We start from the raw sequence: 11583 nt of genomic DNA, 5'->3' as shown, positions 1-11583 counted from the left end.
GTCAGGGCGGGCAGCGCGCTGGCCCTGATGCACGCGTGGCACCGCAGCGCGCTGCCCGCCCTGACCGGGGCGCTCACCGCCCCCGAGGCGGACGTCCGCTCGGCGGCCCACCTCGTGATCGCCTCCCGGGCCGGCTCGCTGCGCCGCGACGCCGCCGTCGACCGCGCCCTCGTGGACGCGGTGCGGGCCGGCTGTGCCGACCCGGACCCGGAGGTCCGCGCGTCGGCCGCGTCCGCGCTGGGCGCCCTCGCCCGCCCCGAGGACCTCGAGTCCGCCCTGCCCGTGCTCACCGGCATGGTGATGGACGTGGACGCGGACCTGGCCGCGGCCGCCGAGCTGGCCCTCGAGCAGCTCGCGATCCGCCTGGACCGGCCCGGCCTGCGGGTCAGCCTCGAGGGCTGAGGCGACGCCCGTGCAGTGCCCCCACTTCGACGTCGGCGAGTGCCGTTCCTGCCCGCTGATGGGCGTGCCGTACGCCCGGCAGCTCGCGGACAAGCAGGCCGCGGTGCTGGCCGCCCTGGCGGACGCGGTCGACGCGGACACGGTCGTGGGTGAGCCGTTCGCCTCCGCGGAGGCCGGATTCCGGAACAAGGCGAAGCTCGTGGTCACGGGGTCGGCGGCGGCGCCGCGGCTGGGCATCCTGGACCCGCGCCAGCACCCCCGGCATCACGACGGCGCCGGCGTGGACCTGCGCGACTGCGGCCTGTACGAGGCCGGCATGGAAGGCGTGTTCGACGCGTGCGCGGCGGCGGTGACGGCGGCCGGGCTGGAGCCCTACGACGTCGCCGCCCGCACGGGCGAGCTGAAGAACGTGATCGTGACGCTCTCCCCCGACCGGGAGGCGATGGTCCGGTTCGTGCTGCGCTCCGCCGACCGGCTGGACGCGCTGCGCGCGGCGGTGCCGGGGCTGCTGGACGACCTCGCGGCGCGCGGGACACCCGCCGCCGTGGTGAGCGCGAACCTGCTGCCGGAGCACGTGGCCCTGCCCGAGGGCGACGAGGAGATCGTGCTCGCCGGCGGGCCGACCCTGCGGATGGAACTGAACGGGATCGGCCTGCGGCTGCGCCCGCAGGGGTTCTTCCAGACGAACACCGCGGTGACCGAGGGGCTGTACGCGACGGCGGCGGCGTGGGTCGCCGAGGCCGGCCTGCCGGCGGCGGCGTGGGACCTGTACTGCGGGGTGGGCGGGTTCGCGTTCCACCTGGCCCGGGCCGGCGTGCGAGACGTGTGGGGCATGGAGTCCTCCGCCGAGGCGGTGGCCGCGGCCCGGGAGACGGCCGCGGAGCTCGGCCTGGCCGACCGGGCGCGCTTCTCCGCCGGCGACGCCACCTCCGCGCTTTCGTTCGAGAAACGGCGGGCTCCGGAGGCGCTTTCGTTCGAGAAACGGCGGTCCCGCCCGGACGCCGTCGTCGTGAATCCGCCGCGGCGGGGCATCGGCGCCGAGCTGGCCGACGCGCTGGAGGACTCGGGCGCGCCCACCGTGCTGTACTCGAGCTGCAACCCGACGACGCTGGCACAGGACCTGGCCCGGATGCCGAGCTATCGGGTGGCGCGGGTGCAGTTGTTCGACATGTTCCCTCAGACCCTGCACGCGGAGGTGCTCACACTGCTGACCCGGCGGTGACGGGGGCCGGGGCGCGTCACCGCGGGCTCCCCGCCCGGCGGTTCCGCTTCTTCAACTCGACGAAGACCTGCAGCAGCGTCAGAGCCGACGGCGCGAGCGCGGGTTGCGTGAGCACGAGCGGTTGCGCACGGGTCAACCCGCCACCCTGCAACGGCCGTCCCGAGTCCCACCGGTTGGCCTTGCGCAGACCACCCTCGTTCCACAGCCGCTCGTCCACCTTGAGCGCCACCTTCATCGTGTGCTCCGACTCTGGCGCCACAGCACGGACTTCCTTCACGTCCGCCCAGTCCACGGACCAGTCCCGCGTCCACACCCGTCGCTCATCGAACGTGACATGCCGAGGCCGGAACAGACCCATCGTCGCGGCGGGAAGCACCGCCAACGCCAGCGCCAACCCGATGAACGACGCCACACGCCACACCCCGAACCCGGCCGAGACATCCTCCGGCGGCCGGAAGATCACCCACACGAACACCGCGATGCACACCACGACGATCAGCCACAGGAGCAACCACCGCGACGGACGCACCCGCGCCTGCACCGGCAGACTCGCCAGGATCTCCTCCCGCGTCGCCTTCTTCCGCAACCGCGTCGGCTTCGCATCCATCACTTGCTCATCATCCAGTTCATGAGCCCTTCGCCCCCCGGCCATCTCCGCCGAGTGTGTCCTGCTCGTTCCCGGGCCACGCTTCCGGCGCGCGGGGGCACACGTCCGCCCCGTCGGCACGACCCTATTCCCGGAACCCACCGCGCCGCAGCGACATCACCGCAGCTGAGAACCGCTGTGATGTCGCTGCGGTGCGGTCGGCCGGAACGACGGCGCGCTCGCTGCGGTGAACATCGCCGCGGCACTCCCCGTGCGGCCCCACTTCCCCGCCCGTAGGCTGGTTCCCATGTCGCAGACGCTCACCCCCGCCGCTCCGCAGGACCTGAACGCCCGCCGCCACCGGCTCCGCCGCTACCGCGCCGTCATCTTCGACATGGACGGGGTCATCACAGACACCGCCGGCGTGCACGCGCAGGCGTGGAAGGAGCTCTTCGACGGGGCGCTGCCCGCCGTGGGCGCGCTGCCCGCCAACGCCGCCGTCGTCGCCGCGGACCCGGACGTGCTGCGTCCCTTCGACGCCGCCGCCGACTACCTGCACCACGTGGACGGGCGCCCCCGCGAGGACGGGGTCCGCACGTTCTTCGCCTCCCGCGGCCTGCACGTCCCGGAGGCCGACGCCCCCGAGGCGGACGCGGCCCCGGAGCTGACGGTCCTCGCCCTCGCTGAGCGCAAGCAGGGCTACTTCGAGCAGGTCCTCGAGCGCGACGGCGTCCGCGTGTTCCCGGAGGCCCAGGACCTCCTCGAGCGGCTGCGGGCCAAGGGCGTGCCGGTCGCACTGGTCACCAGCTCCAAGAACTCCCGCGCCGTGCTCACGGCCGGCGGCGTGCTGGACTTCTTCCCCGTGATCGTGGACGGGAACACCGCCGTCGAGCGCGGGCTGCCGGGCAAGCCGGACCCGGCGATGTTCTGGGAGGCCGCCCGCGAGCTGGGCGTCGACGTCGCGGACGCGATGGTCCTCGAGGACGCCGTCTCCGGCGTGAAGGCCGCCGCGGACGGCCGCTTCGGCCTCGTGATCGGCGTGGACCGCGAACCCGAGCTCGGCAAGGGCCGGCTCAAGGCGGCCGGCGCCCACCTGGTGGTCCAGGACTACGGGACCCTGCATCTGGAGGACCGCACCACCACCCCGTTCGACCCCGCGTGGGTGCTGCGCTGGGACCGCTTCGACCCGGCCTCCGAGGGCACACGCGAGGTGCTGTGCACCCTGGCCAACGGGTACTGGGGCACCCGCGGCGCCGTGCCCGGCACGCGCATCTCCTCCGTCCACTACCCCGGCACCTACATGGCCGGGGTGTTCAACCGGCTGACCTCGATGGTCCAGGGCCGGGTCGTGGAGACCGAGCACATGGTCAACATCCAGGACTGGACCCCGCTCGTGGTGACCCCGCGCCACGGCCGCCCGCTGCTGCCGGGTGAGGAGAACCTCGTGGAGTACGGCCAGGAGATGGACCTGCGTCGCGGCGTGCTCTCCCGCACCATGACCTTCGAGGACGAGCAGGGCCGGCGCACCACGGTCCACACCCGGCAGTTCACCTCGCTGGCCAATCGGCACCTCGCCGCGATCGAGCTGACCGTGGTGGCGGAGAACTGGTCCGGGGACCTCACGGTGCGCTCGAAGATCGAGGGCCGCGTGGCCAACCTCAACGTCTCCGACGACCGCACCCTCGCCAACCAGCACCTCGAGCCGGTCCAGGCCCGGGAGATCGACGGCGAGACCGTCCTGCTCGAGACCGCCACCAACCAGTCCGGCATCCACGTGGCCATGGCCACCCGCACCCGCCAGGTGGCGCCGGTGGGCCACCACGAGCCCATCCGCCGCCCCGTGGACGGCTCGGACCTGGTGGTCGGCCAGGACATCCTCCTCCACGTGGACGAGGGCGTGCCGCTCGTGCTGGAGAAGATCGCCGCCGTCGCCACGAGCCACGACCACGCCAACGCCTCCGTGTGGGAGTCGGCGGTGAAGGACGTCCAGCGCGCCCAAAACTTCCGCAACCTGCTGACCCTGCACGAGCAGCGCTGGGGCACCAACTGGGACCGGTTCTCCGTGCGCATCGACCTGGCGGAGCCGTACCGGCATCAGCGCCGCTCCACGGCGGCGGAGGCCGGCGGCGAATACGCGCCGCCCGTCGTCGCCGCCGGCCACTCGGCCCCGGTGGGGTCCGCGGTCCCGATGGGCAAGGACGGCGCGTCGCTGCGCCAGCAGCTCGCCCTGAACCTGCACACGTTCCACGTGCTCCAGACGGCCTACGGCCGCCGCCGGGACCTGGACGCCTCCGTGGGGGCACGCGGCCTGCACGGCGAGGGCTACCGCGGCCACATCTTCTGGGACGAGATCTACGTCTACCCGATGCTCACGCTGCGCCGCCCCGAGATCACCCGGGGCCTGCTGATGTACCGCTACCGGCGTCTCAACGAGGCCCGCGCCAACGCCCAGGCCGAGGGCTGGGCCGGTGCCATGTACCCGTGGCAGTCCGGGGCGGACGGCTCCGAGGAGACGCCCACCGAGCTGTGGAACCCGCGCTCGCGCATGTGGATGCCGGACAACTCCCACAACCAGCGGCACGTCTCCCTGGACATCGCCTACTCGGTGCTGCGGTACATCGAGATCACGAAGGACACGTCCTTCATCTCGGACTACGGCGCGGAGATGCTCGTGGAGATCTCCCGGTTCTTCATGTCCATGACCCTGCACAACGCCGTCACGGACCGCTACGAGATCCACGGCGTCATGGGCCCGGACGAGTTCCACGACGGCTATCCCGAGACCCCCGGCTCCGGCCTGCGCAACAACGCGTACACGAACGTGCTGACCTCGTGGGTGCTCGCGGAGACCGCCCGCCTGGTCCGCTGGCTGGACACGATCGACGACGGTCTGCCCGAGCTCATGGAGATCTCCGAGGAGGAGATCGAGCGCTGGGAGGAGGTCAGCACCCGTCTGACCGTGCCGTTCTTCGAGGAGGGCGAGGAGGCCGGCATCCTCGCCCAGTTCGAGGGCTACCAGGACCTGCTCGAGTTCGACTGGGAGGCCTACCGCGCCAAGTACGGGAACATCGGCCGCATGGACCTGATCCTGCAGGCCGAGGGCGACGCCACCAACCGGTACAAGCTCTCCAAGCAGGCCGACACCCTCATGCTCGGATACCTGTTCTCCGCCGAGGAGCTGGACCGGATCCTGCGCCGCATGGGCTACGAGCTGCCCGAGGAGGCGTTCGAGCGGATGGTCACGTACTACGAGGCCCGCTCGACGCACGGCTCCACGCTCTCCCGGCTGGTGCACGCGTGGGTGTCGGCCCGCACGGACCCGGACCGGTCCTGGGACCTGTTCACGGAGGCCCTCGAGTCGGACCTCTCGGACACGCAGGGCGGCACCACGAAGGAGGGCATCCACCTGGGCCTGATGGCGGGCACCGTGGACACGGTGATCCGCTGCTACGCGGGCCTCGAGACGCGCGACGACGTCGTCCGGCTGCACCCCCGCATGCCCGCCCAGCTGCCCGGCGCCCGGTTCACCATCCGGTTCCGCCAGCAGCCCGTGGTCATCCAGATGACCCAGCGGGAGGTGACGGTGTCTGCGGGCGAGGGCATGTGGCACGACGTGCCGATGATCATCGCCGGCCGCGAGCACACCCTGTCCCCCGGCGAGAAGCTGACGGTCCCGCTGGACTGAGGGCCGCCGTCGTCGGCCACCCCACCCCGTCCCTTTGGGGGCGAAAGTGGGCGGTATCCCGCGCGGATACCGCCCACTTTCGCCCCCGGACGCGGGAGGACGCGGGAGGACGCGGGAGGACGCGGCCGCCGCCCCGGCTCAGCGCAGCGGCAGCTCGGCCCGGACCACCCAGCAGCCGCCCAGCGGGCCGGCCATGAGGGTGCCGCCGAACACGGCCACGCGCTCGCGCATGCCGGCCAGGCCGAAGCCGCTGGCCATCGCGACCACCACGCGGTCCCGGCGGGGCTCGCCCTCGTCCATGGGGCTGGCGATGCACAGCACGAGGCGGTCCGCGCCCTCGAGCTCCGAGGTCAGGCGCACCGTGCCGCGGCGCGGAGCGTGCTTGAGGATGTTCGTCACCGACTCCTGCACCACGCGCAGCACGGTCAGCTCCAGGGAGCGCGGCAGCTCCTCCAGCTCGGTCAGCGAGCGCTCCACCGCGAACCCGGCCGCGTGCAGGCGGGCCTCGAACTCGTCGAGGCGGGCCGGCAGGTCCACGACGGCGTCCCCCTCCGCCGTCTGCGCGTTGCGGGAGGAGCCGCGCAGCGCGGTGAGCATGCGGCGCAGGTCCACGAGGGACTGCCGGGCGGCCTGCTCGATGGCCTTCTCCGCGGCGGCCCGTTTGTCCGGGTCCCTCTGGGTGGGCAGCATGGCGGCCTGCATCGAGATCACGGTGAGCCCGTGCGCGACGACGTCGTGCAGCTCCGCCGCGATCCGCTGCCGCTCGGCCTCCGCGGCGCAGGCGGCGGCCTCCTCGGCCCGGCGCAGGGCCGCCTCGCGGTCCCGGGCCCGATGCCGGGATCGGCGGATCATGAAGGCCGGCACCGCCACGCACAGCGCGACGATGAGCGTGATGACCATGACGCCCTTGAGGCTGTCCTCGTCCGCCCACGTGCCGTCGGTGAGGACCTCGCCCGCGACGGTGAGCAGGATGAGGGCGCCCAGGGCGAACCAGACGAACACCCGGTGCGAGTACCGCGTCACCATGGCCGCGCCCAGGACGACCCCGCCACTGAACGCCTGCGGGGTGAGGTGCGCGTGGTCCGCCTCCACGAGGCCCACCAGACCGAACGTGCACCCGAGCAGCACGAACACCGCCGCGAGGGTGGGCTGCCACCCGAACAGCAGCGTGACCAGCACGCTCGCCAGGAACAGGACCCAGCGCAGGAGCGGCTCCCGCCCCTCACCCGTCAGCCCGCCGTCCTCCTCGAGGATGCCCGCGAGTTCGGGGTCGGCGCTCAGCCCGGCGGCCACCGTGGGCCCCAGCATCAGGGTGAGGATCTCCCCCAGCACCATGAGCCCGACGATCACGTAGAGGACGATCCGCGTGTGCCGGGAGACGGGTTCCGTGCGCAGGATCGCCGGCAGGCGGGAGCCCAGGGGAGACTCGGCGGGCGGGGGCGACGTCGCCGTCGTCGTCCGAGCCGGGGCGGGCGCCGCGATGCTCATCCGATGTCCACGAGGCCCGCGCGGGCGGCGCGGATGAGGATCTGCACGCGGTCACGGACCTGCCACTTGTCCAGGACCTTGCCGATGTGGGACTTCACCGTGGCCTCCGCGAGGAACAGGGCGCCGGCGATCTCCGCGTTGGAGGCGCCCTTGGCGAGCTCGCGGACCACGTCCAGCTCGCGCTCGGTGAGGCGCTCGTGCGGGGCGAGGGGCTCGGCCGGGCAGGGGGCGGTGTGCTCGGGGGCCGCGGTGACGGCCTCCACCAGGTCCGCGGCCACGCGGGCGGAGAACACGGCGTCCCCGGCATGGACGCGGCGGATGGCGTCCACCACCTCGGCCGGCGGGGCGTCCTTCACGAGGTAGCCGGCGGCGCCGGCGCGCAAGGCGGGCACGAGGTACTGCTCGGAGGAGAAGGTGGTGATCGCCAGGACGCGCACGCCGGGGGCCTCGGCGGAGATGCGCGCGGTGGCCTCGACGCCGTCCATGCGGGGCATCTGCATGTCCATCAGCACGACGTCGGGGGCCAGCGTGCGGGCCGCCTCGAGGGCCTGGACCCCGTCCTCGGCGGAGCCGACCACCTCGAGGTCCTCGGCCTGGGCCACGAAGTGCTCGAGGGCGGTGCGCATCAACGCCTGGTCGTCGGCCACGACTACTCGGATCATGGCGCCCAGCCTAGGTGTAGGAGGGCATGACGTTGTTGACTCGGGTCGGTGCCAGTGAGGCCGGAGGAGCGTCTCCGCAGGAGGTATGAGGCCGATGGTAGTTGTAGTGGTTCACCCACACCTGCAGGGCCTCACGCCGAGCTTGCTCTGAGGAGTACGGGCGGGCGTAGAGGACCTCATCGACCATCAGCCGGTTGTACCGTTCGACCTTCCCGTTATGGCGCGGGGTGTAGGGGCGGATCCGGTGGTGCCGGCCCCCGAGTGAGACCACCTTCGCGGTGAAGTCCACGGCCCGGTAGTTGTTCCCGTTGTCCGTGATCACCCGGTCCACGGTGATGCCGTGGGCGGCGAAGAACGCCCTCGCCCGGCAGTAGAAGCTCACGGTCGTGGCCGCCCGCTCGTCCTCCAACGCTTCGGTGTAGGCCAGCCGGGTGAACCCCTCGATCGCCGAGTGCAGATAGGTGTAGCCGACCCGCCGGCCTGCACCACGCTTGGAAGCACGGCCTGCTTCACTGTCACGTCCGTGAGCACGCCAGCCGCCCCCGTCAGGGATGCGCCCGATCTTCTTCACGTCCAGGTGCACCATGTGCCCTGGCCCTCTCGCGGTGATCCTCCGGGCCGGCTGCCGGCGGAGGTCTTCTCCGGCTGGGGTCAGGTCCCGTAGGCGGGAGATCCCGGCCCGGTGCAGCCACCGTCCCACAGTGCGAAGACACACCTGGTGGCCCTCGGAGACGAGGTGGTGATGGATGCGCCGTGCGGACCACTTGCGCTCCCGCCGCAGGGCGTGGATCTGGGCGACCAGGACCGGATCGAGCTGGGCAGGTGAACGGTGCGGCCGGCTGGGCAGGTCCTGAAGGCCGGCTTCTCCCTGGGCGCGGTAGCGGGCGACCCAGGTGGCCACCGTGGGCCGGCTCACCCGGAACTCGGCGGCCACGTGTGCCTGCGGGATCCCGTCGTGCAGGTGGCGGTGGACCATCCTGAGTCGGCCAGTGGGGGTCAGGGGTGCGTTAGCGTGAGTCATGAGTGGGTCTTTTCGGGCAGGTGGGTTGTTGAGGAACTTCCATCCTGCGGGGCGGGGCCCACTCGTCTCATCTCAGCCCGGTACCCATGTCAAGAACCTCATGACCCACAACACCTAGGCGGCGCACAGGCCGCCCCGCGTCCGCCGAAGGTCGACGTCGGCCCCCGCCTCGGGGCGGATCCGGCTGGCCACCCCGCCCGGCCGGCCACCGCAGTCCCGGCGCCTCCGTGGGCAGACCCCGCAACCCCATCGCCTTCGTGGGCAGAACCCACAACCCCATCGCCTCCGTGGGCAGACCCCGCAACCCCGTCGCCTCCGTGGGCAGAAGAGAGGGCACTTCTGCCCACGGAACGCTCTGGCTTGCCGCTTCCGCCCACGGAACCGGGCCGCCCCACCCGGGCCCCGCTCCACCCCCGCGCGTCACCGCGGCAGCAGGAACCAGCCCATCACGGCCATGCCGAGGATCCCGGCGAGCATGGCCGGCAGCAGCACCACGAACAGGTTCCGCCGCGTCACGGCCCAGCCGGGCATGTGCGGCGACTGCGCCCCCGCGGCCATGCCGTGGGCCACCTGGATGCGGGCGGGCCCGGCGACGATGCCCCAGCCGGCGGCCGCGTTGTGCAGGCCGTTGGACCAGGGCGGGGGGACGCCCAGGGCGGCGCCCGTGTCCATCTGCAGGGGGCCGATCAGGGCCATGGCCCCGGTGTTCGAGGCCGTGATGAAGCCGGCGAACGCGCCGAGGAACGGCATCGCCACCAGGTAGGACTCCCCCATCCCGCTGAGTGCGCCCGCGAGCGCCTGCGAGACCCCGCCGGCGGAGAGGATGAGCCCGAACGCCACGTAGAGCGCGTTGGGGATGGCCGTGCCCACCCAGAGCTTCCCGGCCTCGCGGGGGACGCGGCGGCGGGCGGCGGCGTCGAGGTGGAGCAGCCACACGCCCACGCCCACCGCCACGAACGCCCACAGCGCCGGCGTCCCCACGAGGGCCGCCGTTCCCTCGAGCCCGAACGTGCCCTTCACGGTGGTGCCCAGCACAGTGCCCGCCATGAGCGTCAGGTACGGCACCACGTCCCGCCCCGGCCCGGGCAGCAGCCGACCGCCACGGATCACGAGCAGCCAGGCCACGGTGAGCACGAACGTGGCGACGGCGCCCGCCGGCGCGGTGCCGACCACGAGGTTCGCCCCCAGGATCAGCGCCCACTGGGCGACCCCGGAGAGCACGGCGACGCCGAGCCAGGGCAGCGTGCGGGCCGGGCCGACGTCGACTCGCATGCCGCGCGCCCCGCGCAGCAGCAACACCGTGGCCACGCCCGCCACCAGGCAGGCCGGCAGGTTGAACACCGCGGCGGTGACCCCGATCTCCCGGAAGTCCAGGCCGAACAGGCGGGCGCCCATGAGCGTGCCCGGCGCCATGGACCCCCACGGGCCGATGGTGAGCGCGAGGACGGAGATCAGCGCGGACCGGAACGCCGTGTAGCCCAGACCCAGCAGCAGCGGCACACCCACGATCAGGGAGACGCCGAACCCGGTCACGGTCTCGAGGAACGGGATGACGCCGTGCACCATGAGCAGCGCGGTCGCGATCGTGGGGCCGTTGCCCGCCGACAGCCACGCGGCCAGGCGCGCGTGCCCGCCCGAGTACTCCATGACGCGGGACAGGGTGATACCGCCGGCGATGATCGCCAGGATCTCGAGCAGCGTGGGCACGCCGGCGCCGACCGCGCCGCCCAGGTCGCCCGGGGCCACGCCGAAGACCGTGAGGGCCAGCAGCACGGCCACGGCCGTCCCGGCGGCCGGGGCCACCCACGCGGGCAGCCGGGTGAGCAGCAGCACGAGGGTGAGCAGGATGGGTGAGAGCGCGAGCAGCACCTCCACGGCGCACCCCCTCTCCTCGTGTACTGCGCCCCACTGTAGGCGCGGGGTGGGGCCGACACCCCTCCCCTTACTCTGGGGGTCATGACGCAGCCATCCCACCCCGACGACGTCACCCGCGCCCGCCTGATCCCGCCCGTGCCCGTGGCGGTGGCCCCGATGGCCGGCGGCCCCTCGACCCCGGAGCTGGTCGCCGCCGTCGTCGGCGCAGGCGGCGGCGGGTTCCTCGCCGGCGGCATGCGGACGGCCGCGCAGATGCGCGCGCAGGTGGACGCGCTGCGCGCGCTGCTGGGCGCGGAGGGGCCGGACCGCTGGGGCGTGAACCTGTTCGTGCCGGACGCGGTGAACACGGCCATCCCGGACGCGGCGCGCACGGAGGCGGCACGGTCGGCGCGGGCGGCGGCCGTCGCCGCGTACCGGGCGGACCTGACGGCCGACGGCGCCGCCGACCTGCCCACGGCCGCGGACGTGGTCCCGGACCCCGACGCCGAACGGGCCGACTTCGACGCCCTGCTCACCGCCGCCGAGGAGCAGGCGTGGCCGCTGGTCTCCTTCACGTTCGGCCTGCCGGCCGCGGACGTGTTCGCCCGGCTGGCCGCCGCGGGCATCCCGGCCGGGGCCACCGTGACGGACGCGACCGAGGCA

General features: G+C 73.2%; 9 protein-coding genes. 4 read left to right on the top strand and 5 right to left on the bottom strand.

The genetic code is table 11. The features are described from left to right. Both D8M29_RS04280 and rlmC read left to right on the top strand, forming a co-directional pair. Positions 1 to 402: HEAT repeat domain-containing protein (locus D8M29_RS04280; protein WP_174233300.1), on the top strand; the 402-nt coding region annotated here is incomplete at its 5' end. A 10-nt stretch (positions 403 to 412) separates the two neighbouring features. Further along, positions 413 to 1624 carry a 23S rRNA (uracil(747)-C(5))-methyltransferase RlmC gene (gene rlmC, locus D8M29_RS04275; RefSeq protein WP_127435000.1) on the top strand — a complete coding sequence of 404 codons (1212 nt, stop codon included), beginning with the start codon at positions 413 to 415 and terminating at the stop codon, positions 1622 to 1624. Positions 1625 to 1640: 16 nt separating this feature from the next. Here rlmC and D8M29_RS04270 read toward each other — a convergent pair whose 3' ends face one another. Beyond that, positions 1641 to 2231 (bottom strand): hypothetical protein, encoded by a 591-nt coding sequence (locus D8M29_RS04270; protein WP_036339378.1) that lies wholly within the window; start codon positions 2229 to 2231, stop codon positions 1641 to 1643. 286 nt (positions 2232 to 2517) lie between these two features. Here D8M29_RS04270 and D8M29_RS04265 point away from each other — a divergent pair, with 286 nt between their 5' ends. After that, on the top strand, positions 2518 to 5895 hold the full coding sequence (locus D8M29_RS04265) for a beta-phosphoglucomutase family hydrolase (RefSeq protein WP_127435001.1): 3378 nt from the start codon (positions 2518 to 2520) through the stop codon (positions 5893 to 5895). Between the two features lie 138 nt (positions 5896 to 6033). Here the strand turns inward: D8M29_RS04265 and D8M29_RS04260 are convergent, their stop codons facing one another. The 4 genes from D8M29_RS04260 to D8M29_RS04245 all read right to left on the bottom strand — a co-directional run bounded on the left by D8M29_RS04260 (position 6034) and on the right by D8M29_RS04245 (position 10941). Further along, complete coding sequence (locus D8M29_RS04260; protein WP_127435002.1) at positions 6034 to 7383, bottom strand: sensor histidine kinase; 1350 nt, start codon at positions 7381 to 7383, stop codon at positions 6034 to 6036. Beyond that, positions 7380 to 8045, bottom strand: coding sequence for a response regulator transcription factor (locus tag D8M29_RS04255; protein ID WP_036316202.1), 666 nt, complete (start codon positions 8043 to 8045; stop codon positions 7380 to 7382). The genes D8M29_RS04260 and D8M29_RS04255 overlap by 4 nt, the downstream gene beginning before the upstream one ends. Before the next feature lie 10 nt (positions 8046 to 8055). After that, complete coding sequence (locus tag D8M29_RS04250) at positions 8056 to 9066, bottom strand: IS481 family transposase (protein WP_127435003.1); 1011 nt, start codon at positions 9064 to 9066, stop codon at positions 8056 to 8058. 420 nt (positions 9067 to 9486) lie between these two features. Beyond that, positions 9487 to 10941, bottom strand: coding sequence for an L-lactate permease (locus tag D8M29_RS04245; protein WP_127435004.1), 1455 nt, complete (start codon positions 10939 to 10941; stop codon positions 9487 to 9489). An 81-nt stretch (positions 10942 to 11022) separates the two neighbouring features. On the opposite strand from D8M29_RS04245, the gene D8M29_RS04240 reads away from it, so the two are divergent. Then, the coding region (locus tag D8M29_RS04240) for a nitronate monooxygenase (RefSeq protein ID WP_174233299.1) at positions 11023 to 11583 on the top strand (561 nt) is incomplete at its 3' end.

It is taken from the genome of Micrococcus sp. HSID17227, assembly GCF_003989405.1.
GTDB classification, from domain to species: Bacteria; Actinomycetota; Actinomycetes; order Actinomycetales; family Micrococcaceae; genus Micrococcus; species Micrococcus luteus.
Note: the sequence above shows the minus strand (reverse complement) of the source record. Positions and strands in the feature narration are given on the sequence as shown.

Coding starts and splice junctions, on each gene's coding strand:
- D8M29_RS04270 (WP_036339378.1), bottom strand. CDS start 2,231: ATGGATGCGAAGCCGACGCGGTTGCGGAAGAAGGCGACGCGGGAGGAG.
- D8M29_RS04265 (WP_127435001.1), top strand. CDS start 2,518: ATGTCGCAGACGCTCACCCCCGCCGCTCCGCAGGACCTGAACGCCCGC.
- D8M29_RS04260 (WP_127435002.1), bottom strand. CDS start 7,383: ATGAGCATCGCGGCGCCCGCCCCGGCTCGGACGACGACGGCGACGTCG.
- D8M29_RS04255 (WP_036316202.1), bottom strand. CDS start 8,045: ATGATCCGAGTAGTCGTGGCCGACGACCAGGCGTTGATGCGCACCGCC.
- D8M29_RS04250 (WP_127435003.1), bottom strand. CDS start 9,066: ATGACTCACGCTAACGCACCCCTGACCCCCACTGGCCGACTCAGGATG.